The sequence below is a fragment of the Burkholderia sp. Ac-20365 genome (genome assembly GCF_017104715.1).
GTDB lineage: Bacteria > Pseudomonadota > Gammaproteobacteria > Burkholderiales > Burkholderiaceae > Paraburkholderia.
Window position 1 is genome coordinate 1 of sequence record NZ_JAAGPI010000003.1, and the last position, 24,458, is coordinate 24,458.

Consider the following 24,458-nt stretch of genomic DNA (forward strand, 5'->3'; position numbering starts at 1 on the left):
CCGGCGCCGTGCGGGGCCGCGTCGCGCGCGCGCTGCGAGGCCGCGCTTTCTTCGAAACGATGTACCGGCCCGCGGACGCCATGCGTATCCCAGCCGGCGACACACTCGTGTGCCGATGCGAGGAAGTGACGGCGCAGCAGATCGTCGATGCGGCGCAGCTCGGCTGTAGCGGGCCGAATCAGTTGAAGGCGTTCCTGCGCTGCGGCATGGGTCCATGCCAGGGCCGCATGTGCGGGCTGACCGCGTGCGAACTGCTGGCGCGGGAAAGCGGCACGCCGATGCGCGAACTCGGCTACTACACGCTGCGGTTTCCAACCAAGCCGTTGACGCTTGCCGAGATCGCGGCGCTGCCCTCGACCGTGGAGGGCGAAAAGTCGATCGTCACCGCGTGAGTGTTTCGTTGTGTTTGCGGTTTTGTCTCATCCGGGCGACGGTATGCATGGCGCCCGTTCTCATCAACCTGGTCGTCTCGAAGTGAATTGTTTGGGAGATGCAGATGCACACAGCAGTGAATTTATGGCCGTTGGTTGGTGTCGCGGTCATCGTGATCGGATTTGCATTGCGCATCAATCCGATGCTCGTCGTGGTGGGCGCGACGGTCGTGACGGGTGTACTCGCTTCCATGCCGCTCGTCGCCATCCTGACGCAGATCGGCACGGGCTTCGTCAAGACGCGCAACCTGCCGCTCATCATCATCCTGCCGCTGGCTGTGATCGGTCTGCTCGAACGATACGGCCTGCGCGAACAGGCGCAGAACTGGATCTCGAAGGTGCGCGCAGCGACGGCGGGCCGTCTGCTGATCTGCTATCTCGCGGTGCGCGAGTTGTCGGCGGCGCTCGGGCTGGTGAGTCTGGGCGGTCACGCGCAGATGGTGCGTCCGCTCATCGCGCCGATGGCCGAAGGCGCCGCGGTCAACCGACACGGTCCGCTGTCCGATGAACTGCGCAACCGCGTGCGTGCCTTCGCCGCCGCCACCGACAACGTCGGCCTGTTTTTCGGCGAGGACATCTTCGTGGCGTTCGGCGGAATCATGCTGATGCACACGCTGCTCACCGAGATGAAAGTCGACGTGTCGCCCGTTGCGATCGCGTTCTGGGGCATCCCGACTGCGCTCGCCGCGTTCCTGATCCACGCAGTGCGGCTGTACCGGCTGGACGGTTACCTGGCCCGCGCAGTATCGCCGCACCTGCCCACGATAACGACAACGGCAACCGCGCGCCACAGCGCGCCGGTGACCACCACGCCTTCCGAATCCAAGGGGCATTGAGATGATCTTGCGTAGCGAATATTTCTACTGGCTAGCCGGCGTCATCCTTGCGATCACGGGTGTGCTGATCCTGCTCGATCGCACGCATACACGGCGGCTCGGCAGCGGCGTGTTCTGGCTGATCTTTTCCGCGCTCTTCCTGTTCAGCGACCGGCTGCCGCCGGCTGTGGTGGGCGCGGCGGTAGTGGTGGCCGCGCTGATCGCGGGCTTTGGTGGACTCGGACGCGGCAAGCCTGCACCGCTGCCCGAAGCCGAGCGCAACGCAAGCGTGACACGCCTCGGCAACTGGCTGTTCGTGCCCGCGTTGCTGGTGCCGATCGGCACGCTGATCGGCTCGGTTGCACTGCCGAAGCTGAAGCTGGGCGGACTGTTTCTGTTCGATCAGTCCAACCCGACCCTTGTTGCGCTGGGTCTGAGCGTCATCGTCGCGGTGCTGGTCGCGTGCCGCATCACGCGTGGGACACCCGTCGAATCGATGCGGCAGTCGCGGCATCTGACGGAATCGCTTGGCTGGGCTTTGCTGCTGCCGCAGATGCTCGCGGTTCTCGGGCTGATGTTCGGCCGTGCGGGCGTGGGCGAAGCAGCCGCGTGGCTCACGCATACGTATGTCAACACGGACTTCAAGCTGGTCGCGGTGATCGTCTACACGTTCGGCGCAGCGATCATGACGATGATCATGGGCGGCGCGTTCGCGGCCTTCCCGGTGGCGATGATGGCGGTCGGCCTGCCCGTGCTGATTCACACGTATCACGGCAATCCCGCCGTGATCGCAGCAATCGGCATGTTCTCGGGCTATTGCGGCACGCTCGTTACACCGATGGCAGCGCACTTCAACATCGTGCCCGCGGCGCTGCTCGAACTGCCCGATCGTTACGGCGTGATTCGCGCCCAGGCAATGACAGCGTTTCCGCTGCTGCTCGCCAACGTGGTTCTGCTTTATCTGCTGATGTAACGCACGGCTAGCGTTACTCGCCGCTTTAGCCCGCAGTACATCCAGCTTTTTTCCCGCGCTCCACCAACCCATTGCACGGACGGCTTGCCGTCTCGTGGCGGGCTTTGTCGCGCGTTTTTTTCGAAGTTCTCACAACACACACGTCGGGGTCTACTGATGAAAAAGCACATTTACGCGCAGTCTGCGACATTGGCATGCCTGCTCGCCGGAACAGGTATCGCGCATGCGCAGAGCAGCGTCACGCTGTACGGCATCATTGATGAAGGGCTGAACTACATTAGCAATAGCGGCGGCGGCAAAGTGGTTAGCGTGACGAGCGGGGTCATCCAGGGCAGCCGCTGGGGCTTGCGCGGCAGCGAGGATCTGGGCGACGGCCTCAAGGCGGTCTTCGTCATTGAAAACGGTTTCGATGCCTCGAATGGCAAGCTCGGGCAGGGCGGACTGGAATTCGGACGACAGGCGTGGGTCGGGCTTTCGGGCGCACGCCTCGGCACGGTAACGCTCGGTCGCCAGTACGATCCACGCGTCGACTTTGTCGGACCGCTGGTGTCGGCGACGCGCTGGAGCGGCGCTTTCGGTACGCATCCGGCCGATATCGACAATCTGAACAACTCGTTCCGTATCAACAATTCGATCAAGTACAAGAGCCCATCTTTCGGCGGATTCGCTTTCAGCGCGTTGTATTCGATGGGAGGCGTAGCAGGCTCCGTGGGCCGCAACCAGATTTATAGCTTCGGCGGCGGCTACACCTATGGTCCGTTCGCATTCGGCGCGGCGTACTTCAACGCGCACAACCCGAATGTCTCGTACTTCGGCGCGACGGGCACGGTTGCCGCGACGACCAATGGCGTGCCGGGTTCGAACCTCGGCACGGCACCGTCACTATCCGGATTCGCGTCGGCATCGACGTATCAGTCGATCACGGCGGGCGGCGGGTTCCAGTTCGGCGCGGCGCACATCGGCGTCACTTACTCGAATACCGCGTTCAAGGGGCTGGGCGATACCACGTCGGGTCCGAATCCGAATGGCTTCACGGGCAGTACGCATTACAACAACGCGGAAATCAACGGTGAATATCGGGTTGGACCGGCACTGCTGCTCGGCGTCGCATATGACTACATGAAGGGCAGCAGCATCAGTTCGTCGCATGGCAGGCTCGGCGGGGCAACCTATCATCAGGTCTCGCTCGGCGCGGACTATTCGCTGTCCAAGCGCACCGATGTCTACGTGATGGGCATGTATCAGCACGCATCCGGAACCGACTCCACGGGCGGCGAGGCGCATGCCGCGATCTATACGATCACCCCGTCGGACTCGAACCATCAGGGCGTCGTGCGGGTCGGCATTCGCCATCGTTTCTGACCGCGAGCGATGCGAAGACTACATTCGTAGTTCTCTGGGAACTCCTCTGGGCTGATGTGTATGGCTGGGGGAGTTTCTCTTGCACCGGCGAGGCATTGGAAGCCACGATGTCTCAACGCCGACTTGATTGTCGCGCGAAACCGCAGTCCGGTCGATATAGACAACATACGGATCAGTGAGCCAGTCTTGATGAATTGCTGGCCAGAACGTCGTCATCCAAACGCTAACGTCAGTGCTCTGCGGGGATCACTTGCAGAAGCGGTTCGGGCGTGAGGGCTATCGCCCCTGTAAAAGGCCGATCGTGAGCAAGGATGAGCAAGATGGTCGTTGCGAATACAGCGGAAAACAGACCGATTGCTACGGCAGATGCCAGCCGGTTTGCGCAATGAACCAATGCGATCGCGAACAGCAGGCAGACGCCCAAAAATATCAGGCATGCCCATTTGACACCGTTGACTTGGGTGCGGCTAATCAGAATTCTCTCGCGGCGGGCTTCGAGCGCCTGCCGCAAGGATGCCACGATCTCGCGCTGCGCTGTCTGCTGTCCGGGCGTATCGACGGCTAGAGAAAGGGTGGACTGAAGTGCCTTGTTCAACGACGGAGGACTGATGTTGAGTGTGACGACTCCCTTCGCCATCAGCGGCCATTCGGTATCTGCCGTGTACTGGATATAGTCTCGTACCAGCTTTCGCAACTCGCCTTGCGATTCTGGCGGCAGAACGGCAGACATGACAACGACCGACCGTAGCGCACCGGCTTCCGTGTTGACCGCGGCATTGGCGCGAGCCGTATCGTTCCAGACCTGTGCGGCAGTAAATGCGATGAAGAGACCGAAGATAATGCCGATTGGAGAAAGCAAGGCGGGGGAAATTGCCCCGTATGATTTGCCGTGCTGGCCGCCAGCGAGCCTCGCAGTGATGACATGTAGCGCTGCGCCCGCGAGAAATGTCGCGCCGAAGGCGATGAGCGTCATTTGCCATATTGGCAGATTATGCAACCATGTACTCAGCATTGGGGCTTGCTCCACGCGTGCCATGACTTGACGGCTATACCTCTTGAATGCAGGTGAATCTACGCGCTCAACCAGACCACAGGAATTAATCGACAGTCTGTACGCGCGACCACGATCTGCGGCAAGAACCGGTCAGGTAGACGGAGACGGCGAGCTAATCAACAGAAGTTAAACGTCCAGCGGGGCAGACGCGAGTTCGACGGGGCTGGTCAGTGGAGGGCCGACAAAATCTATGCTCCACTTGTCGCCGAATGCTTTCAGTACCCGCGCATCTGGCAAACCATTCGCCATGACGTCACGGAGTTCCCCAAAAAAGCTCGCAGCATCCCAGCCGGGCGTGATCAGAACCAGTAGCCGCGACGGTTGATCGTCAACGTTGACGAAGCGATGCGTAGTGCCCTGATTCGCGACGATCGTTTCACCTTCGCTCACGATGGTCTGAACGCCGTCCACTTCGAACAGATACCGTCCCTGCAGAACATGAAAGACTTCGGTCTCGATTTCATGCCTATGTTGCGGGGGACCGAATCCGGGTTGGTCGGTTGTCTCGATCAATGTAGCCAGCGCCCCGGTCGCGTCTGGACCAATGCGCTGTTGAGTCCAATGGCAGTGATGTCGATAGGCGCGGTATTGCTCGTGTGAAGCAGCAAGTCTTGCTTCATGACGTTTCTCCTCTACTCAGAATATGGAAGCAGGGTGCGAGCAAACACATACCCACAGGGGGATCATGTGACGGGAGGTTGGCGTGAAGATTCCGCGCTTACGCTAGCTCTAACGTCGATATTGCCGGCGGCAACTTAGCTCAGAATTACTGCGAGAGAAGGATATTGCCGGGTGTGATCCGAGCGTTCCAGGCGCGTTTTCGCGGCTGCTTTTACCGGGTCGTTTTCGGACGTAAATGTCCCATAAGTTTCAACCCCTACCTTTGCCAGACTCTCCGGCTCGCGGTGTCAGCCGGTGCAGTGGTGTTCCGTCTGCCGGAAACTTTCAGATCGTCGCTTCCGGCTGCACACGGTCAGCGTGGATCGCATCAATCATTGAGACATACATCATGAGCCTCAGTCCGGAAATCATCGCTGTCGTCGTGGTCGCGGGTCTGGTCTGCGGCTTTCTCAATACCGTGGCCTCGTCGGGCTCGGCGGTAACTTTGCCGATTCTGATGGCGATCGGTCTACCTGCCGCTGCCGCGAACGCGACCAATCGCATCCCGGTTCTGGTCGGCGCGATGGCCGCGACCATCCAGCTCGCGCGGCACGGCGCCATTCCTTGGCGGCGCGGGTTGATGGTCGGGGCGCCGATGGTGTTGGGTGCAGTCAGTGGCGCGCTCATCAGTGAGTATCTGCCGGGTCATGACCTGCGCAAGATTATCGTGGGCGCGGTCGTGATTGCGTTGATCCTGATCTTCACCAAACTGAAGAAACTGCTCAATGCTGCCACGAGCGATGATTTCCGACTTAGCTTCAAAACGGTGTTCTTGCTGTTCGTGGTGGGAGTCTGGGCGGGCTTCATCGTGCTGGACTCGGGCACATACATGCTGCTCGTACTGGTGCTGGCCGTTGGGCTGCCACTCGTCGAAGCGAATGCGATCAAGAACTTCGTGACGCTCCTCGCAACGTTGGCCGCCATGCTCGTTTTCGTCGAGCATCAAAGCGTCGACTGGAGGATCGGCGGGCTGATGGGAGTGGGTAGTCTGATCGGTGGGCTTCTGGGTGCGCGCGTCGCCATTTCCGAGCATGCACGACGCTGGATTGTTGGCTTACTGGTGGTCGTGATCCTCGGCGAACTGGTTCATCTGGCCGTGCCTATGCATTGGCTCGATAAGGAGATCAGGCCTGCAGTTGATGTTTTTTCCGCCGCTCATTTTGTGCGACATCATTTCGTTTCATCACGATGCATTTGTTAGCGGTCGATCCACCACGTAGCCATAGCAAGGTGTCTCTACGTTGGGCCGGTGATGGAAGCGGCGCTTCAGTAACGTACTGTCGTTATGAAAGGCGTCGGGGCACTCTTCCTTCAATTTCCGTACCGTCGTTTCGATATGTTCGATGCCGCTCTTCGATGCCTTGATCAGTGCCCGCTTCTGCGAATGATTGAGTTTCATGTCTTCTCCTTAAATGGAAACAGCGCAGAAACGAATATAGGCAGTGAAGATTAGTAACGCGTTAGCAAGCCTCGCGGAAGCGGACGTCACGGGTAACGCACAATAGCGAAGGCTGTGAGATCCATCACAATGTCGCGACTCACAGTTCAGCGTCGGAGCAAAAGAGTACGGATAAAATGCCGTTAACCGGCTATATCGAGCCGAATTTCGGCCGGTCGGTCAAGTTTTCTCATTGTCTTCGCATGTTCCACACGCCTGATACCGAAACGCTTCGTCTGTGCAGTGTCCTCTCCAGCACGGCGTTCGGACTCGTATTCGCACTCGTTGGTCTGGGTCGCAAGGAAGAGCGTTACTGCTTTCATTGGTCGGCGAGCGCGTTGCTTTACGCGGCGGTGCTCATTGGCTTCGAGTTTGCGCCGGGCCATCCGTATCTGAAGAGCGCGCTGCTTGGCGCACTCGCATTCACCAACATGCTCATCGTGTCGGGAATCAGGGCCTTCGACGGTGTGCCACCGTTTCGTTGGTGGATGGTGCTGCCCGTCGCGGGATGTGCGGGAACGCACGTGGTTCCATGGTGGATCGCCGGTGCCGATCCGCGCATCGAAGTCGTCACGCAGGTCTGCGATACATTGAGCATTGCTGTATCGGCGACCATCGCGGGCCTCGCGTGCCTTGCCCGGGAACCGGAAGAAGAACGTGCGTCCGGCTCACGCATCGTCACGCGTAACCGGAGCCGCGGCCGACGCCTCGCCGGTTTCGCCATGCTGTGTTATCTCCCCGGCTATGCAATCGCACTCAGCGGTTACCTGTGGACGGTGCCGGGCGCCAATCTGCTCGCGCTCATTCCGATGCTGTCGGATCAGTTGCTGCTCGCCGTGCTCAATCTCGGGCTGCTGGCCATGCCGGCCGAGCGCGCGCACCAGAGATTGCGTGTCGCTGCGCAGCGGGATCCGTTGACGGGCGTGTGGAATCGCGCGGGTTTCGAGTTGCATTCACGTTCTCTTGTTGAGCCCGGCGCGACGGTGCTCGCGATCGATCTCGACCATTTCAAGCTGATCAACGACCGTCACGGTCATTTTGCGGGCGACGAAGTGCTTAAGGCGCTCGCCGATCTTGCTGGTGGCGAGGTCGCGTCATTAGGCGGAGAGTTCGGACGCCTGGGAGGCGACGAATTCGTTGCTGTGCTGCCTGCGTGGCGAGCGCCGTACGCGAAAGCGTGTGCGCAACAGATTCACGATGCTTGCCGTTTGCACTCGTCCGGCATGCCGAAATGGACGATCAGTGTAGGTCTTGCCCAGATAGAGCAAGGGGAATCCGATCTGCGTGATGCGCTACAGCGAGCGGATAGCGCGTTGTATCAGTCGAAGATGGGTGGCCGCGACAAGATGACTGCGTGAGGGTTTTGAAAGCCGTTTCGGATGGCGCGGCACCTGACTCTTCGGAAACGTGGCCCGATGCCGCTCACTCGTGAAGGCCGGGCCCCTCTCACATCCGTTGCTCCCGGACGGAATCGTAATGTCGAACGATGGGGAAAAGCGTCATGATCCATTGGCGTAAAGATCGTGGTCCCGGCTTTTCAGCACATCCGCCACTACCCAGTACGCCTCTCCCCAGGCATTCAGGATATTTTCATCTGCCGCATCGCCAAGTACGTCTTTTATGGCAGGACGCAATGCATTCGCGACAGCCAGGCGATTTACTCCAACACAGGTCCTTCCTGGCGGGCCGCAGAAGACGGCATCAACAACGTTGCGAGTACAAGGGCAATAAGACAACCCACGACGACCTCTTCAATGCGAAGTTGCGCGAGAGGTACGATATCGAATCCCAGCCGTCCGTAGACAAGTCCCACAAGCATCGTGATGAAGAAAACACCACGTGCATAGGCATGCAGGATGAAGTAGGCCCAGCCGAAAACCGACATTGCCATCAGCGCCACGAGCACCCAGAGGTCGTTGTTGAGCGTTGTGACAACGAGCACGCTTGCGGCCGCACCGGCCAATGTCCCCGCGAGCCGTTTTGCAACGCGAACCAGCGTTCCCTCGCGTGAGCTCGTGCCAAGAAAGACTACAAACGTGCTGATGACCGCCCACATCGAGCGCTCGCTGGAGAGTTCTTCGCCAGCCAGCAAAGCGAGTAGCGCTGCCAGGGTTGCGAGCGTGGCAAGCCGCCAGGCGAGATGGTGTCGATGGCGCGAGATTGCCGCCAGTTCATCTTGCAGGCGCCGCTTGCACAGGCTGGCCGCGTGACGCATGAGTTGGCTGTAGCGCGCCGGTGCACTGGCGACGAACCGCGATACGGCGTCGGAGATCGCAAACCAGGGCATTCGGGCGGCATGTGGCGGAAGCAGGACGCGTCCAACGATCGTAACCACGACGGGAGCGAGTATGGAGACAGCCAGCATCTCCACGGTCTGGTCGCGCGATGGATGGATATAGAGCCCCAGATAGAACGAAACCAGTGCAAGCAACGCGCATCCGGTTGCACGGGGCCCCAGCGAATGACACAGCATGCCCGTAAAGACGATCAGCAACAACAGCACGCCCCGCGCAGTCGGATGCGAGGCAACGAAGCACGAAATCGCGAAACAGATGCATGTGCAAAGGTAGAGCGCGGCTAGCGAGATGAGCCAGCTGGACAGACGACGGTCGCGCAGAAATAGCGGCGAAATCATCGAGAACAGCGCAGCAAGCGAAGCGAGCGTGATGGCCGCGTGGTGCTCGACCAGCCATGCGATGGCAAGGGCCGCCGTCAGCAGGCAAGCGAGAGTCGACTGGGTGGCGTGCCGAAGGCGCGATAGTTCCGGATTGATGGCGAGCGCCTGTGCAAGGGCGCGTGCATAGGAGGCAATCATGTTCAATGATCTCCGTTTTCCGGTGTTGCAGCTTGTGGCCGCGAACCGGTTAGCCGGGAAGATTCCCGGCGTTGACCGAGTGCCAGATATGCACCTTTTGCCGGGATCTCCAGCGTCAAGGCGTTTCGGCGAATATTGCCCCGCGGAGGCGACGCGGCACGCGGATAGGCGGTGCCATGTCGCTCTCGAGAAGCATTAGCAGGTTATCAGGACAAAAATGGCTTGTGTCTGGCAGCAGCGCGCACGACGCGCATCGAGTATTGAGGGAATCAGGCCGGTTTTCTGGTTAGCCATATAATCCCTACTTTTTCTCGAACCGGGCGAAGCAGCCATGAAGAAGACTATCCTCACCCTGGCCGCGTCGGTGGCCATGTTTGTTTTTGGTTCTGCCGTAGCACAGGCGCAAGATCGGGAACTGGTGGTGGCATCAAGCGCGACCTATACGCCTTTCGCGTTCGAAAACAAGGACAAGCAGATTGTCGGGTTTGACATCGACGTCGTCAACGCGATTGCCAAACAGCAGCACATGAAGCTGCGTATTGTGAATACGCCGTTCACCAGCATTTTTGCGTCTCTCAACAACGGTGATGTCGACTTTGTGATCTCCGGCGTGACCATCAACGAGAAGCGCAAGCAGAGTTTCGATTTCTCAGCGCCGTATTTCGATGCGCGTCAGCTGATCGCCGTGCCCAAGAGCAGTACTGTGAAGTCGCTGAAAGACCTCGACGGCAAGAAGGTTTCGGTGGTCAGCGGCTCTACGGCCGACGATGTCATGAGCCGTGAAGTCGGCAAGACCAACCCGAACATCCGCCGCTTTGAAAGCACGCCGCTGATCATCTCCGAGCTTGTTTCAGGCGGCGTGGATGCGGCGATCGGTGACAACGGTGTGATCGCTTACCGTGTTTCGCAGAATGCTGGCCTTAAGACTGTCGAAGACGCGAACTTCCCGAAGGAATACTACGGCATTGTCGTACGCAAGGGCGACAAGGCCTTGCTGGAGAAGATCAACGCCGGTCTTGCCGCGATCCGTGCGGATGGCACCTACAACGTGATCTACAAGAAGTGGTTCAATCAGGACTTCAAGCCGCAGTGATAGTTTGATGCAACTGGTTGGATAGAGCGCCGGGCCAGGGCGCGTGACGCGAACGCACCTGGCAGCCACTTCGTTTTCGGTTTCAGCAAGCGAGCATGGAAGATAGCAATCCAGTACTGTGGTTCGGGTGGTTCCGCCCGGATATCCTCGTTGAGTACAAGCAACTGTTCTGGCAAGGCGCACTTGTAACGGTGGGTATGACCGTGGCATGCGTGCTGATGGGCTGTGCGCTGGGGCTGTTGCTGGCGCTGGCGCGGCTGGCCGAGGCGCGACATCAACCGTGGAAGGCCGTTTGCAAATACCTGCTTCGCTGGCCGTCGACTGCCTACGTGAGCTTTTTTCGCGGCACGCCGTTGTTTGTTCAGATTCTGCTGATGCACTTCGCCGTGATGCCGCTATTTATCCACCCGGTGAATGGGCTATTTATCAGGGGCGATCTGGCGCGCACGCTGAAGCAGGATTATGGCGCGCTGATTTCTGGCGTAGTGGCGCTTACGTTGAACTCGGGTGCCTATATCTCGGAAGTGTTTCGCGCGGGCATTCAGTCGATTGCGCGTGGCCAGCGCCAGGCCGGCCTGTCACTGGGCCTGACGCATGGGCAGATGATGCGTTATGTGGTGATCCCGCAGGCGTTCCGGCGCATGTTGCCGCCTCTGGGAAACAACATGATTTCGCTGCTCAAGGACACATCGCTGGTGTCGGCAATCGGTCTGGGGGAAATGGCGTATGCGGCACGCACGGTGGCGGGTGCCTATGGCCGCTATTGGGAGCCGTACCTGGCCATCGCCGCCGCGTACTGGTTGATGACATTCGCGCTAACGATCGGCTTGCGGAAGCTGGAACAATACCTGGCGCGAACAGATCACGTGCCACACTGAGCCTGCTGGAGCCTAGGTGCGGGCTGTGTGTGCCGCGCTGCGTTGCAGTGCAACGTGCGGTTACTGCGCGCCAGGTTTGAAGGGACAGTGGCGGCTCCGGCGGATTCACCCAGGTTGCAACTACTTGCAATCCGATTCGAACCACTGGTCGACCAGGCGCTGCGCCGCGTGTAGATTCGCCGGGTAGTTTGGGTCGTCGTGCCATGGCGACGGGTTGTAGCCCGCCTTCCTCAGTGCCGAGAGTTCGCTTTTGTGTTGCGACTTCGTCGGCGGCGCGTTGCTTTTAATCGCGGCCAGGTCATGGCACTCGGTTTGGCTCAGATGTCGCCTGCCTTGCGGCGTGCCGGCAGCGACATTTCCGGTCAGCAGCAGCGCCAACGCGGCAAGCGTCGAGCAGTTTCTCGTGAGGTTTTTCATAGCGTGCCTCCACGCGTGCGTTTGGAGAAACGCGCACGGTGCGATGTCACCGGTCGCGCGTGACTTCCGCGTTTATTTTGCCTCATTCCAGTGTCCTGAAGCTACTTCGCGAGATTCAACCGTCGCTCCAAACCTTGAATCCAGTTCAGCACCCATCTTTGGCCTGCCAATCTGTTCAGTGTGTGCTTCGCGCACCTGTCCAACGGCCTTTACCTGTTCGATGAAGCGCCTGGTCGCCGGAGACAGATAGCATCGACGCAGACCTGAAACGCTTCGATCGGACAATCGACTGGGTGCGACCAGGAGCCGCCATGATGAGGTCACTCGCGTCAGATCACGCCTGCCTAAAACTGGTACAACTCAGCCGGGTTATCAACCAGTATCTTGCGGCGAATCTCGTCGCTTTCCACTAGCCGCATCGTCCAGTCGAGCATGCGCGCGTCGTCGGGCACGGGCGCCACGTTGGGGTGCGGCCAGTTCGATGCCCACACACTGCGCTCGGGATATTGCGTGGAGAGCGTACGCACGAGCCACGACACGTCAGCGAAATCAGGCGCGCCATTACGCGAGCTCTCGTACGGCGCGGACAGCTTGATCCAGCAGCGCGGCCCGTCGAGCAGGCGGCACAGCGACGCGAACCCTTCGCTTTCAGGCGTCACGGGCGCAAGAAACTTGCCGAGATGATCGATGACAAGCTTCGACGGCAAGCGTGCGAGCATCGCTTCATGCTGCGGCAGGGTGTGCCCATCGAGTTGAAGGTTGATGTTCCAGCCCATCGGCGCGATGCGCGCGGACATATCCGCGAGCGCGTCCCACGGCAGCACGCCGCCCGGGAGCATCATGAATCGCACGCCACGTATGCCGGCATCGTGCAGGCGCTGCAGTTCGTCATCGCTGATATCGGGCGGCACGACCGCGATGCCACGCGCACCGTCGCCGAGTTGCGCAATGGCCGCGAGCGTGCAACGGTTGTCGAAGCCATATCCCGTCGGCTGCACGACGATAGCGCGCGAGAAACCGAGCTTGCCTTGCACTTCCCGATAAGCCGATGCAGGCGCCAGCGGCGGCGTGAAAGTCGCGCTCGCGGCCAGCGGATAGCCTTCCTCATACACGTGGATATGGCAATCGCACGCGCCTTCGAAATTCGTCGGAGCATTCATCGCGCGACCGTCGGCGTGGCAAGGCCCGAGAGCCGAAATGCGTGCTCCGCATTCACAGCGCCAACGGGCACGCGACCATCAAACAGCGCTTCCGTCTGCGCGACGGTTTCCATCGCCTGATGCTCGATGGCGCCCGGCGTCAGCCCGCCGATATGCGGCGTCGCGATCACGCGCGAATGGGCCGCAAGGGCAGGTGAGGGCATCTGGTCTGCCGCGCGCCCCACATCGAGCGCGCATCCTGCCAGATGACCACGCTCGAGCGCAGCGAGCAGAGCCGCATCGTCAACGAGTTCGCCGCGTGCCGCATTGATGAAGTACGCGTCAGGCTTCATCGTCGCGAACGCGCGCGCGTTCATCAGGTTCGTGGTCTGCGGCGTGGCGGGCGCGAGGCAGACGACGAAGTCAGCCTCGGCGAGCAGATCATCCAGGCCGACCTGATGCACGCGCGCATCGTCGAGTATGGCGTGAGGATCGGACACGATGACGCGCATGCCGAATGCCAGCGCGAGATCGCACAGATAGCGCGATATCTGCCCATAACCGATCACACCGAACGTGCTGCCGCGCAACTCGCGGCCCATCTTCGGAGCGGGCGCTTCGTGGCGGTGATACGCCTGCGCATACGCGGTCGTGCCGCGTGCGAGATCGAGCATCGCGCCGATCACCCACTCCGACACGGACGGCACGAAACCGGCGCTCGCCTGCGTGACGAGCACGCCCAGTTCGCTTGCGGCATCGACATCGATGGTGCGGATATCCACTGCGCAGCGCACGAAGGCGGCCAGCTTCGGCAGCGCTTCGAACAACTCGCGCGTCGCGGGCGTCTGCCGGTAAGCGACGATGACATCGGCATCGCGCGCGGCGTCGGCGAGTTCGGCTTGCGACAACTCGCGATCTTCGGTGTTGTACGTGACATCGGCGAACTTCGCGAGCGCTGCTGCCGCGCGTGCGCCGAAGTAATGATCCAGCATGTGCCGGGGATGAGTCACGAATACCTTGTTCATATCCTTATCCTGTCTTTCTGGCTTGCTTCGATTTCGCCGCAGTTTTCCCCGGGCGCGAGACCGATTCGCGCTCCACGAGCGTGATATCCGTGAAGAGCGCCTGCTCCGAGGCAGGCATGGGTTCGTCATGCGGACGCATCGCGCGCTCGACCATCGCGGCGGCCATCGCCGGCACGGGGAGTTGCACGGTCGTCAGCGCGGGGTTGGAAATTGCCGCGAGAAAATGCCCGTCCATGCCGACGATCGATACATCCTCCGGCACCCGCAAGCCACATTCGCGCAGGCCTGCCATGAGGCCGAGCGCCATCAGGTCGTTGACGGCCACGATGCCGGTCGGGCGCGAGTCGTCTTGCGCGAGCAGGCGCGCGAGCGCGCGGCCATTCTCTGCAATCATCGAATCGCCGTATTCGTTGACCGGGCCGCTGTCGAGCACGCGCGCGTCGTCCGGTAATCCCGCATCGCGCGCTGCCGCGAGAAAGCCGTTGATCTTGTCGCTGCGGCTCATCGTCATGCCCGTCAACGTCGCGAACGCGAGCCGCCTGTGACCGTGCGCGATCAGGTGGCGCGTCGCGATGCGCGCGGCTTCGAAGTTGTCCGGTGTCACGTGTTCGACGCGCGTGGTCTCGCCCTCGGTCGCGCGGCGATCGTAGCTGACGACGACCATGCCGCGTTCGACGGCGGTTTCCAGATGGCGTTCGTTCGCCAGCGACGAGATCACGATCACGCGCCGCACGCCCTGCGACAGCAGATCCTCGAAGAACGACGCTTCCTTCATCGGATCGCGATACGTATTTCCGATCATCACACGATAGCCGTAGCGCTCCTGCGCGTACGTTTCGACTTCGCGCGCGATATAGCCGTACATCGGATTGGCGATGGACGGCACCAGCAGCCCGATGAGCGGCGTCTGTCCTGTCTTGAGCTGACGGGCAAGCGTGCTCGGCCGATATTGCAGCGCGCTCATCGCGGCCTGCACGCGTACGAGCGTTTCCTGGCGCATCTGACCGGTGCGGCCGTTGAGCACGTTCGATACCGTGCTCACGGAAACACCAGCCTCGCGGGCGACATCCTGAATGGTGCTCATAAGGTTTTACATCTGCCGGCTACAGGCCGAGCCGGGTCGGCAACCACAATGAAAAGGATGGCACGAGAATCAGCACCACCAGTGCGATGCACAGCACCAGCAGATATTTGAGCATAGGACGCGCGACTGCCTTCATTTCCGTGCCGGTGATGGCGCAGGTCGCGAACAGGCCTAGCCCGAGCGGCGGCGCGAACAGACCCAGGCCCATCGCGACGACGATCACCGTGCCGAAATGCAGCGGATTGATGCCAAGCTGCGCGGCGATCGGAGTGAGGAGGGGCCCGAAGATGATGAGCGCCGGCGCGCCTTCCAGCACTGCGCCGAACACGATCATGATAAGCACGGACAGCAGCAGAAACATCGTCGGTCCGTATTGATGCGCGAAAGCGATCATCGAATCGGAAACGAGCGCGGGAATCTGCTCGATGGTCAGCGCGAACGACACGCTGGACGCCGCCGCGACGATGAACAGGATACTGCTCGCCATCGATGCGGAGCGCACGAATACCCGTGCGACCGATTTCGGCGTGAGTTCGCGAAACGCCAGCCAACCGACGATAAGCGCATAGACCACGGCGAACGCGGACACTTCCGTCGAGGTCGCGACGCCCGACGTCACGCCCTTGCCGATCATGGTGACCATCACGAGCGCGACCAGCGCGCCGCCGAGCAGCGGCATCCATGCGCGCGGATGGGTGAGCACATCGGCGAGATTGATGCGGCGCCCGAAAATCACTGCGACGATAGCCAGCGCGACGGCAAGGACGCCGGCCGGCACCACGCCCGCGAGGAACAGCCCGGCGATCGAAATGTTCGCGACGAAGCCCATGATGATCATGTTCACGCACGGCGGAATGGTTTCCGCCATCACGGCGCTGCAGGCAAGCAACGCCGCGGCCTCGTTCGGATCTTCCTTGCTCTGGCGCACCGCCGGCATCACGACGCCGCCAACCGCCGCGATGTCCGCGAGCTTCGAACCGGACACGCCCGAGAAGAACGCCGTCGCCAGGATCGTGATGAGCCCGAGCCCGCCGCGCACGCGACCGAAAATCCGCAGCAGCAGTTCGATCAGGCGCGCCGACATGCCGTTGGTTTCCATCAACAGCCCGGCTAGCACGAAAAACGGGATCGCGAGCAGCACGAAGTGGTCGGTGCCGGCCATCACCTGTTGCGAGTAGACGAGCATCGGCAGGGACGGTTCCGCGAGGAAGTACAGCAGCGCCGAGAACGCGAGCACGAAGCCGATCGGCACGCCGAGCACGAGTCCGCTGATGAATCCGGCCATCAGCAGGAAGCCGGGCTTGATTGCATGAGCGGGCACGAAGGTGTTCCACTCGAACACCACCGCTGCGAGCAGCACGCAGCCGATCAACGTGCCGAATACGGTCTTGCGCGAGCCGTTAAGCGCGTTGGCGAGTGCGAACACCGTCATGAACACGCTGCCGATAACGACGGGATACACGTTGATCCACGCGGGGAGGCCGCTCGGCGTCATCTGACCGTAGGAATCGACCAGCAGCAGACACGACGATACGCACAGATTCCCCGCGACGCCCGCGATCACCCAATGTCCGACATGGACTAGCGCCGGCTGCCAGCGCCTGGGCAGCATGCCGCGAAACAGATCGACGCCTACGTGCTGGCTGCGCGCAAGCACGGTGGCCGCGCCGAAGAAGACCAGCACGATCATCAGCGCGCCCGCGACTTCCTCGGCCCAGTCGAATGGATCGTGCAGGAAATAGCGGTAGATCACGGAGAGAAACACCACGAGCACATCGGCCGCCAGCACGGCCGCGCACAGGTTTTCGATCACGTGCATGAGGCGGGCGAGACCGCGCGCAAGCATCGTCTCATGGCCGAAAGATGGCGCAACATGTTGCGCTTCCGGTCCGGGCGTGGCGGAAAAAGTGGTCATGGTTGCCTGCCTCGCTAGCCGCGCGCCGCGGCGATGGCGGTGAAGAGGGGCGTGGTCGCGGCATACTGCTTCGAGAAGCTCGCGTACAACTGCGACTGCATCTCGCCGCGCGCCGTGTCGCGATCGGCTTTCGACATCGGATAGAACGACATGCCGCGCTTCTTCAACTCCTGCTCGGCGCTGGCGGCCGTCTGGATGGCTGCGATGCGCTGTTTCGCGGTCGCGTCTTGTGCTGCTTTCTGAAATGCGGGGCGCAGATTCTCTGGAATCTTCGCGAGCGCGCGGCGGCCCATCACGGTGACGAGCGGGCTGAAGACGTGCTGCGTTTGCCAGCACGACTTCACGACTTCATCGAACTTGCTCGCCAGCACGGTCGCGCAGTCGTGCTCGAAGCCATCGACGACACCAGTTTGCGCGGCCATATACAACTCGCCGATGGGAATGGGCGTCGGGACTGCGCCCATCAGCTTGAAGGTTTCCATGAAGGCTGGTGTGGGCAGCACGCGCAGTTTCACGCCCTTGATATCGGCGAGCGATTGCGTGGGCTTCTTCGTGAATACGTTGCGCGCCCCAAAGGAATAGCCCCACGCGACGACTGTGCAGCCCGCACGCTGTTGCAACAACGTGTCGAACGATTTCCCGACGGTGCCGTCCATTGCGCGCCCGACATGGTCGAAGTTGTCGAACACATAGCCGAGATCGAGCATGCCGAGTTCCGGCAGCACGGTTGCCCAGATCGACGAGCCGGTGACCATCATGTCGACCGCACCGACCTTCACCTGCTGGACGACATCGCTTTCCTTGCCGAGCTGGCTGTTCGGGAAATAGTCGATCCGGATCTGGTCGCCGACGCTCGCCTTCAGGTTCGCCGCGAGGTTTTGATACCACACGAAATGCGCGGCGTTTTCGTTCGCGGGCATCGACGATGACAGTCGCAACGTGGCCGCCGGCTGCGCGCGCACGATCGCGGGAAAGCCCGCGCCTGTCGCCGCGAGCGAGGCCACCGAGGCGGCCTGGATGAACCGTCGCCGGGAAATGGATTGCATGGTTTTGTCTCCTGAAATGCCGCTTTGAGCGCGGACGATGTATTGCGCGCGGCATGACAGCAGCGGCGCGACTGTATCGATTTAGTGTATCGATACAGTAAATCGATACAGTTGTGGATCAAATGGGCGTTTACCCGTGTTCACCCATCTAGCACTTCAGGATTCAGTACGCTCGGCGGTCGACCCGCATATGGGCCGAGATCGAGCGCGGCGAGCAGGTTGTCGACAGCATGGTGGGCGTTCGCGCGACGCGTTGCGATCGTCGCGCTGCCGGTGTGCGGCGTCATCACCAGGTGCGGGGCGCGCTGCAGTTCCCGATGCACCGCAGGCTCGTTTTCGAAGACATCGAGCCCGGCGGCCGCGATCGTGCCCGCGACGAGTGCCTGCGCCAGGGCTGCGTCGTCGACGACGCCACCGCGCGCGATATTGACGAGGGTCGCGGAGCGTTTCATCCGGGCAAGTTGCGGGGCGCCGATAAGATGATGCGTCTGGACGCTGTACGGCAGCGTCAGGATGACGTGATCCGCTTCACCGAGCAATGTGTCGAGCGACACATGACACGCTCGACTCTGCTTCTCGATTTCAGGCGTGAGTCGCGTCCGGTTGTGGTACAGCACGTTCATGTCGAAGCCCGCTGCGCGACGCGCAATCGCCTGACCGATGCGTCCCATACCGACGATGCCCAAAGTCGATCGATGCAGGTCCATGCCAAGCATCAGGTCATACGCAAAACCGCGCCACGAGCCGGAGCGCACCAACTGATCACTCTCGATCATGCGTCGCGAAGCGGCGATCAGCAGACCCCATGCGAGATCGGCGACGCTTTCGTTCGACAGATTCGGCGCGTTCGTCGCGACAATCGACGCGCGAGTCATGGCTGGGAGATCGAAGTTGTCGTAACCGACCGACGCATTGCTCACCGCACGCAAATATGGCGCACCGTTGATCAGAGCCTGATCGATGCGATCGGTGCCCAGCAAGAGCGCCCCCGTCTTGTCAGCCATGCGGCGTCGCAGTTCATCGGGTGCGAATGGGATGTCGGTCTCGTTGTACTCGACGTCGACGTGGGACTTGAGTCGTTCGATGACGTCTGGAAAGGTTGCGCGTGGAACCAGAACTTTGTGCTTCATGTGGTTGAACTCGCTTAAGGATCGTATCCGATAGCAGCCACTCTAGAAGTTCCGGTTTCAACTGAATAGTGAGTACAGGATTGCACCAGTATCAATTTCAGGTTGATACTGACGACCTTGTGCGACCGTTGCGCTCGCGCTTTCACAGAAGAAAGGGATCATGCCTATCAACGACTTCAAGGCCATCGCGACGTTCGCGAAGGCCGTGGAACTCGGCAGCATCCGGCAGGCCGCGCTGGCACAAGGCGTCACGCCTCAGGCGGCCGGCCAGACCATAGCGCAGCTGGAGCAGCGTCTCGGGGTTCGCCTGTTGCATCGGACGACGCGCAGTCTCTCTCTAACTGAGGAAGGGCAACGGTTGCTGGAAAACACGTTGCCCGCTCTGGCCGCACTCGATAGAGCTTTGGTTCTTGCGAAGGAGTCGAAGGACGAGATTGCAGGTCCGCTGCGCATCGTTGGGCCGAAGTCATCGTTCGGTGCGATCCTCATGCCGCTGCTCGACGAGTTTTGTCGCGCGCATCCGGGCATTCAGCCTGACGTCCAGCTCGATGATGCTATCGGCAACTGGGTGCTGGATCGCGTCGATGTCGGCTTTCGTCTTGGCGCGTCGGCCAGCGAAGGCGTGATTGGCCGCCAGCTATTTCCGATCCAGATGATCGTGTGCGCAACGCCCGACTATCTCAAGGCGTATGGGACGCCGTCGACACTCGACGATCTGGCGACGCATCGCTGCAGCGTGTTCCGGCATCCGGTCACCGGCAAGGTATCGCCGTGGTATCTGACGGTGGACGGCAAGCTTGAGCATCGGCAGATGTCGCCCGCATTCGCGACGAATGACACCGATCTGGAAGCGCAGGCTGTGCTTGCGGGGCAGGCCATAGGTCAACTCGCCAATTTTCTGGCAGCGCCCCATATCCGCGCAGGGCGGCTGGTGCCCGTTCTTCTGCAGCATGTGAGCGCGCACACGGGCCTGCATCTCTACTACGGAAGCCGAAGCGCCATGCCCAGGCGAGTGCGGGCGTTTCTCGATCTCGCATTCGCGCGGCTGCATGATTGCAGCGACTACGTGCTCGCTGACAAAGAACTCGCGCAGTTTGAAGCACGATCGAAGCGGACGCGCCGCACGCGATAGTGACCGTGCATCGGAAAGCGTGCATCAGTCACCGTGCCGCCGGTTATGCCGTTTGATCCCCGAGGGCAATTTTGTGAATGTTTGCTGCGTACACCCATTCGCGGGCTTGTCGTTCAATGAGATCCATGAAAGCTGGAGGGCCGCTGCAGTAAATCTGTGTGTTGGCATGAGTTGGACTCATTGCGTGGGAACTCTTCTGCGCGAATAGTTCATCGGACAGGCCGAAATGGTGATAGACCGTACCGTGACTTCGAAGCGCGTCAAATTCTTCTCGAAGAACTGCGCGATCGGCCGATCGGGCGAAGTTGTGTACTTCAAACCTTTGCCCCGCCGATGCAAGCCGCTTCGCGATTCCCGCGATCGATGCTGCGCCTATTCCGCCAGCAAACAGGATAGATCGCGCACGATCGTCCAGAATTGTCGGTGGGCTTTGGGGAGCGCCGACAAACACTTCGTCTCGTTCATTCAACGGAAACTGGGATAGCAGACTATCCGCTCTGCCATCACCATCCTGTCTGGTGCCAACCACGTAACCATCTGACAGCGACGAAACACCGAGCAAGGGGTAAGTTCTCTCCTTGTCGCCAGTGCTATTCAGACAGAGTGTTACACACGATCCTTCGTTAAATGGCGGAAGCGCCGATTGAGACGTTGTTCGAAGTTCAATGGCATGGTACCCCTTGGCAATTTGCCATTTCCGGCTAACGATGACGGGAATCAGGTTGTCGCGCATGTCGTCTCCAATAGGACCTGCATCACAGATTGAACTCTAGCCGATACCTCGTCAGGGATGGAAAGGGGAGGCGGGCAGTAGTGAATCCGCAGTAGTTATTGAGCGTCGAAACCCGCGCGGTCAAAGGCTTTGAGCGATTAGTGCAAGGTTGGTATTTTCAGAGCGTACTTTCTGTTTATGCGGTTGCTTTCACTATTGCCAATTACTGAATCTATTCAATGCTCTTGCGTGGTGCGTCGTGCAGAGTCTGGTTTCCGCGGAGTAGCTTCTGCGGATGAAGGCGCGAAAGCAAACCGCGTGGATGACAGCATCTGGTGAGTATCACTGTCCCTTGTGTGTCGACGAGAGGTAGCGATGTGGGCGAGGACCAGACTATTGATCCAGTGCTGCAAAAATTCCGTGATGCCATGGCTCCTGCTTCGCGCTCGCGTTCAACATCGATTGTCCGCAATCACCAGGTCCCCGATAGCGAGGCGACGTAGGGTGAATTGTCCTTTGCCGTGCACGGATGAGCGCCGCGCCATGATGCGTCGTAGTCGCGTCGAGTAATTTGTCAGTTCAGAAGACATAGAGCGCTTAGCAGTTCAGCCGCGAAGCATGTCGTCGCTGCCGCCCATGTTCAATGGATTATCCGAAATTCGCAACTAACCGTCAGCCGCATATGGGGATCACCTTCGCTCCGCCAAACAGCGGACCGCAGAATCGGGCAGGATTTTCATGCATCAGCGAGGGGAATTGCGCGACCCGTGATAATCAAAGCACCTTGACTTTCTGCGTTTTGTGGATTGCTCTCGCCTCCCTCGTACGGTAGGGTGGCTGCAGCCCGCAGTTCGCGGGACATTTTTTGAGGAAGAACACAAGTGAACAAACAGGAACTCATTGATGCCGTCGCTTCGAGCACGGGTGAAAGCAAGGCCAGCACGGGAGCCGCGATTGATGCCATTCTGGAGGCGGTCAGCGCCGCTGTGACGCGCGGAGAGACGGTCCAGCTGATTGGTTTCGGGTCATTTTCCACGGGCGCCCGCGCTGAGCGTACGGGGCGCAATCCATCGACGGGCGAGACGATCACCATCCCCGCGGCGAAGACCGTCAAGTTCACGGCCGGCAAGGGATTCAAGGACACCGTGAACGCTGGGTGACACCTGCGTAGTGTGACGCAATGACCGGCTGACAGGCGGGGAGACCCAGCGTCTGAGCGTTTTCAGGCGTTTGGACTGCTCCGCCGCCCGATGTCGATAAATCTCCGCAAGGGGTCGGCCTGCCGCTTCGAATCCGGGACACAAATCTCTATGTTCGCCGGATTTTCGCCAAAGTGGTGCGCTTCATGTTCGCCGGAGTGCGGGCGCGGTCTACCGAGACCGTGGTCATGCCGATTGGCAGGTGCAAGGCCGGTGTGATAAAACGTTGTCCGTCGCGGCCGGCCACGGCCTGCGATATCGCATTCACAGATGCGACTCTCAACGTTCACAGGATCAAGAAAATGGCAACGGGTACAGTTAAGTGGTTCAACGATGCGAAAGGTTTTGGCTTCATTTCTCCGGATGATGGCGGCGAAGACCTGTTCGCTCACTTCTCCGAGATCAAGACCGAAGGTTTCAAATCTCTGCAGGAAAACCAGAAGGTAAGCTTCGACGTCAAGATGGGGCCGAAGGGTAAGCAGGCTGCGAATATCAAACCTGTCTGACCAGTTGTGCGTGTCGCATGACAACCTGAAGAAATGATTGCAGCGTGGGCCGAAGTCCCCGCTAACGCTGCGCGTCCCCGGGCCGCAATGTGTGTAATCAGAGCAGGCGGGAAATCCTGGCAGCATGATAGGATGGTCCCACCCTGTACGGAGGGAGTCATGGAGAAGCCGATCATCACGCCGGAAGAATTTGTCGACGAGATCAATCGGCGGCTTCCGGAGCACGATTGCTATTCGCCCGGTCTGCAGATGTTTCTCATCCCGCGCAACGGCGTCGGCAACGATGCGATTGGTATCGATTGGGAACCTCGCGACGCCAGCAACGGCGTCATAGCAGTCAGTGAGATTCACAATCAGGTCGCAGCTGAATTTACGGTTAGCAAATATCTCGGGCGTCGGCATTGAGGTACGCGAGTCACTCGTAACCGAGGCCGTTCTCGCCTGAGAATAGCCGCGCCATTTCGCATGTTGCCGATCATACGTCGGCGACACATTCCTGCTTTGCACGCCGCAAAAGCGCGGCCTCGACGCCAACCTGCTTTCTCGCGGCGAAAGCCTCCGCAAACTGGTGCGTCCGTGCGACCTCGTCGCTGTGCAGGTAGATCAAGGTGGTGGACACCGATGCGTGACCGAGGTTGTCGCGCACGGCGGTCAGTCAGGAAAACATGAAACGATGGTTCCTCGCCGCGCTCGCGGCCTGCTGTTTCGTGCCTGGTGTTCGTGCGCAAAGCAACGAATCCGGCCCGCTCGTCACGCCCTCGGGCGAACTGCAATTCGTGCGCGCGGATCGCGATTTCGTTGGGATGCTCGACAAGGAAATTTTCGATCGCTTCAGCGCTAACACGCTCATGCATTTCGATGACGTCGGCGACGCAAACCATACCGTCACGCGCGCGCTTGTGCAGACCGATTCCGGTCCCGTGCTGTACGACTTCCGCCATCGTCCGACACTTGTGCAGCGCTCCGGTAAGCGCATGACGGTCAAGCGCGTGTTCTGGAGAGACGATGAAGTCGTGATGCAAGGCTCGCAGGGCTGGTTCCGATTCAAAAGCGGCGTGTTGACGAAGCTGCAGTCGTCTACGACGACTTACCATTGAACGCGTGCGCTCCCCGACCATAAGCACGCAAGCGACTACACACATAACAGCGCAGCGCTGCCGAAAAATGCCGGCGTTGTCGACGATCGTGCCGAGGTGTTGCGCCGCTTTAGTTTTGATCGCGATTGCAATGCAGGCCCGGGCCGATCCGGAGGCCGAACGCACAAGTTCACAACTGACTGATGACACCATCGTCAGTACATGGCGTGCCTTACGCGCCGTCGATTGCGCCCGCTGCCATGGCAAGGACTATGAAGGGCTGGCGGCACCCTCGATTGTTGAGTATGCGCGCACTCAGAGCCGTGAGATGTTTGTCCGGAGGGTCCTTGACGGCGAGCCGTCGCGCGGAATGCCTGCGTATCGTGACAACCCCTCGATTGCTGAGCGCATCGACGATATCTACCGGTATTTTCTCGGCCGTGCCGACGGCACTATCCCCGCTGACCCGCGGCCTGCGCAGCGTTAGTCGAAAGTACGACCGGCGCGCGTTGATAAGCCGCTCGGGCGCGAGCAATTACGCGAGCATCGCGCGGCAGT

26 protein-coding genes and 1 pseudogene are annotated in these 24,458 nt (G+C 60.4%); 14 read left to right on the forward strand and 13 right to left on the reverse strand.

The window, feature by feature from the left end:
* From G3O01_RS06470 to G3O01_RS06485, 4 genes are all read left to right on the forward strand, one after another.
* The coding region (locus G3O01_RS06470) for a (2Fe-2S)-binding protein (protein ID WP_205803724.1) at positions 1 to 392 on the forward strand (392 nt) is incomplete at its 5' end.
* Between the two features lie 104 nt (positions 393 to 496).
* Positions 497 to 1,267: a DUF969 domain-containing protein gene (locus G3O01_RS06475; RefSeq protein ID WP_205803725.1), complete on the forward strand. Its 771-nt coding sequence runs from the start codon at positions 497 to 499 to the stop codon at positions 1,265 to 1,267.
* Between the two features lies 1 nt (position 1,268).
* Positions 1,269 to 2,219, forward strand: coding sequence for a DUF979 domain-containing protein (locus tag G3O01_RS06480; RefSeq protein ID WP_205803726.1), 951 nt, complete (start codon positions 1,269 to 1,271; stop codon positions 2,217 to 2,219).
* Between the two features lie 156 nt (positions 2,220 to 2,375).
* A complete protein-coding gene (locus G3O01_RS06485) occupies positions 2,376 to 3,581 on the forward strand; it encodes a porin (protein ID WP_205803727.1) in 1,206 nt (401 codons plus the stop codon).
* Between the two features lie 229 nt (positions 3,582 to 3,810).
* Here the strand turns inward: G3O01_RS06485 and G3O01_RS06490 are convergent, their stop codons facing one another.
* Positions 3,811 to 4,554, reverse strand: a complete 744-nt coding sequence (locus G3O01_RS06490; protein ID WP_241023727.1) for a DUF4239 domain-containing protein — start codon at positions 4,552 to 4,554, stop codon at positions 3,811 to 3,813.
* A 207-nt stretch (positions 4,555 to 4,761) separates the two neighbouring features.
* The gene (locus tag G3O01_RS06495) at positions 4,762 to 5,148 is read right to left on the reverse strand and encodes a cupin domain-containing protein (RefSeq protein ID WP_241023728.1); all 387 of its coding nucleotides are present in this window, start codon (positions 5,146 to 5,148) and stop codon (positions 4,762 to 4,764) included.
* Between the two features lie 496 nt (positions 5,149 to 5,644).
* On the opposite strand from G3O01_RS06495, the gene G3O01_RS06500 reads away from it, so the two are divergent.
* Positions 5,645 to 6,496 (forward strand): sulfite exporter TauE/SafE family protein, encoded by an 852-nt coding sequence (locus G3O01_RS06500; RefSeq protein WP_205803729.1) that lies wholly within the window; start codon positions 5,645 to 5,647, stop codon positions 6,494 to 6,496.
* Here the strand turns inward: G3O01_RS06500 and G3O01_RS06505 are convergent.
* Entirely contained in the window at positions 6,479 to 6,694 is a 216-nt protein-coding gene (locus tag G3O01_RS06505; protein ID WP_205803730.1) for a hypothetical protein, read from the reverse strand. The two genes, G3O01_RS06500 and G3O01_RS06505, sit on opposite strands and share 18 nt — an antisense overlap.
* Positions 6,695 to 6,936: 242 nt before the next feature.
* Here G3O01_RS06505 and G3O01_RS06510 point away from each other — a divergent pair, with 242 nt between their 5' ends.
* Entirely contained in the window at positions 6,937 to 8,091 is a 1,155-nt protein-coding gene (locus G3O01_RS06510) for a GGDEF domain-containing protein (RefSeq protein ID WP_205803731.1), read from the forward strand.
* 299 nt (positions 8,092 to 8,390) lie between these two features.
* Here the strand turns inward: G3O01_RS06510 and G3O01_RS06515 are convergent, their stop codons facing one another.
* Complete coding sequence (locus tag G3O01_RS06515; RefSeq protein ID WP_205803732.1) at positions 8,391 to 9,548, reverse strand: FUSC family protein; 1,158 nt, start codon at positions 9,546 to 9,548, stop codon at positions 8,391 to 8,393.
* Between the two features lie 370 nt (positions 9,549 to 9,918).
* Between G3O01_RS06515 and G3O01_RS06520 the strand changes: the two genes are divergently transcribed.
* Together G3O01_RS06520 and G3O01_RS06525 are read left to right on the forward strand one after the other, a co-directional pair.
* Positions 9,919 to 10,641: a basic amino acid ABC transporter substrate-binding protein gene (locus G3O01_RS06520; RefSeq protein ID WP_205804068.1), complete on the forward strand. Its 723-nt coding sequence runs from the start codon at positions 9,919 to 9,921 to the stop codon at positions 10,639 to 10,641.
* A 95-nt stretch (positions 10,642 to 10,736) separates the two neighbouring features.
* Positions 10,737 to 11,519 carry an amino acid ABC transporter permease gene (locus tag G3O01_RS06525; RefSeq protein ID WP_205803733.1) on the forward strand — a complete coding sequence of 261 codons (783 nt, stop codon included), beginning with the start codon at positions 10,737 to 10,739 and terminating at the stop codon, positions 11,517 to 11,519.
* A gap of 120 nt (positions 11,520 to 11,639) precedes the next feature.
* Here G3O01_RS06525 and G3O01_RS06530 read toward each other — a convergent pair whose 3' ends face one another.
* The 7 genes from G3O01_RS06530 to G3O01_RS06560 all read right to left on the reverse strand — a co-directional run bounded on the left by G3O01_RS06530 (position 11,640) and on the right by G3O01_RS06560 (position 19,275).
* Entirely contained in the window at positions 11,640 to 11,936 is a 297-nt protein-coding gene (locus tag G3O01_RS06530) for a DUF4148 domain-containing protein (protein WP_205803734.1), read from the reverse strand.
* A 344-nt stretch (positions 11,937 to 12,280) separates the two neighbouring features.
* A complete protein-coding gene (locus tag G3O01_RS06535; protein WP_205803735.1) occupies positions 12,281 to 13,096 on the reverse strand; it encodes an amidohydrolase family protein in 816 nt (271 codons plus the stop codon).
* Positions 13,093 to 14,100: a hydroxyacid dehydrogenase gene (locus G3O01_RS06540; RefSeq protein ID WP_205803736.1), complete on the reverse strand. Its 1,008-nt coding sequence runs from the start codon at positions 14,098 to 14,100 to the stop codon at positions 13,093 to 13,095. The genes G3O01_RS06535 and G3O01_RS06540 overlap by 4 nt, the downstream gene beginning before the upstream one ends.
* Before the next feature lie 4 nt (positions 14,101 to 14,104).
* Entirely contained in the window at positions 14,105 to 15,184 is a 1,080-nt protein-coding gene (locus tag G3O01_RS06545) for a LacI family DNA-binding transcriptional regulator (protein ID WP_205803737.1), read from the reverse strand.
* Positions 15,185 to 15,203: 19 nt separating this feature from the next.
* Entirely contained in the window at positions 15,204 to 17,099 is a 1,896-nt protein-coding gene (locus G3O01_RS06550; RefSeq protein ID WP_205803738.1) for a TRAP transporter large permease subunit, read from the reverse strand.
* Between the two features lie 14 nt (positions 17,100 to 17,113).
* The gene (locus G3O01_RS06555; RefSeq protein ID WP_205803739.1) at positions 17,114 to 18,145 is read right to left on the reverse strand and encodes a TRAP transporter substrate-binding protein; all 1,032 of its coding nucleotides are present in this window, start codon (positions 18,143 to 18,145) and stop codon (positions 17,114 to 17,116) included.
* A gap of 140 nt (positions 18,146 to 18,285) precedes the next feature.
* The gene (locus G3O01_RS06560; protein WP_205803740.1) at positions 18,286 to 19,275 is read right to left on the reverse strand and encodes a D-glycerate dehydrogenase; all 990 of its coding nucleotides are present in this window, start codon (positions 19,273 to 19,275) and stop codon (positions 18,286 to 18,288) included.
* Between the two features lie 160 nt (positions 19,276 to 19,435).
* On the opposite strand from G3O01_RS06560, the gene G3O01_RS06565 reads away from it, so the two are divergent.
* The gene (locus G3O01_RS06565) at positions 19,436 to 20,407 is read left to right on the forward strand and encodes a LysR family transcriptional regulator (RefSeq protein WP_205803741.1); all 972 of its coding nucleotides are present in this window, start codon (positions 19,436 to 19,438) and stop codon (positions 20,405 to 20,407) included.
* Positions 20,408 to 20,450: 43 nt separating this feature from the next.
* Here G3O01_RS06565 and G3O01_RS06570 read toward each other — a convergent pair whose 3' ends face one another.
* Positions 20,451 to 21,140, reverse strand: a complete 690-nt coding sequence (locus G3O01_RS06570; protein ID WP_205803742.1) for an oxidoreductase — start codon at positions 21,138 to 21,140, stop codon at positions 20,451 to 20,453.
* An 860-nt stretch (positions 21,141 to 22,000) separates the two neighbouring features.
* Here G3O01_RS06570 and G3O01_RS06575 point away from each other — a divergent pair.
* The 3 genes from G3O01_RS06575 to G3O01_RS06585 all read left to right on the forward strand — a co-directional run bounded on the left by G3O01_RS06575 (position 22,001) and on the right by G3O01_RS06585 (position 23,229).
* Positions 22,001 to 22,279 (forward strand): HU family DNA-binding protein, encoded by a 279-nt coding sequence (locus G3O01_RS06575; protein ID WP_205803743.1) that lies wholly within the window; start codon positions 22,001 to 22,003, stop codon positions 22,277 to 22,279.
* A gap of 341 nt (positions 22,280 to 22,620) precedes the next feature.
* Positions 22,621 to 22,824, forward strand: a complete 204-nt coding sequence (locus G3O01_RS06580) for a cold-shock protein (protein ID WP_205804069.1) — start codon at positions 22,621 to 22,623, stop codon at positions 22,822 to 22,824.
* A gap of 159 nt (positions 22,825 to 22,983) precedes the next feature.
* Positions 22,984 to 23,229: a hypothetical protein gene (locus G3O01_RS06585; RefSeq protein ID WP_205803744.1), complete on the forward strand. Its 246-nt coding sequence runs from the start codon at positions 22,984 to 22,986 to the stop codon at positions 23,227 to 23,229.
* Between the two features lie 70 nt (positions 23,230 to 23,299).
* On the opposite strand, the pseudogene G3O01_RS06590 reads toward G3O01_RS06585, so the two are convergent.
* A pseudogene (locus G3O01_RS06590) lies at positions 23,300 to 23,485 on the reverse strand (hypothetical protein); the annotation flags it as partial.
* A 4-nt stretch (positions 23,486 to 23,489) separates the two neighbouring features.
* Between G3O01_RS06590 and G3O01_RS06595 the strand changes: the two are divergent.
* Together G3O01_RS06595 and G3O01_RS06600 are read left to right on the forward strand one after the other, a co-directional pair.
* Positions 23,490 to 23,921, forward strand: coding sequence for a hypothetical protein (locus G3O01_RS06595; protein ID WP_205803745.1), 432 nt, complete (start codon positions 23,490 to 23,492; stop codon positions 23,919 to 23,921).
* A 76-nt stretch (positions 23,922 to 23,997) separates the two neighbouring features.
* A complete protein-coding gene (locus tag G3O01_RS06600) occupies positions 23,998 to 24,387 on the forward strand; it encodes a cytochrome c (protein ID WP_241023729.1) in 390 nt (129 codons plus the stop codon).
* Positions 24,388 to 24,458: the final 71 nt, after the last annotated feature.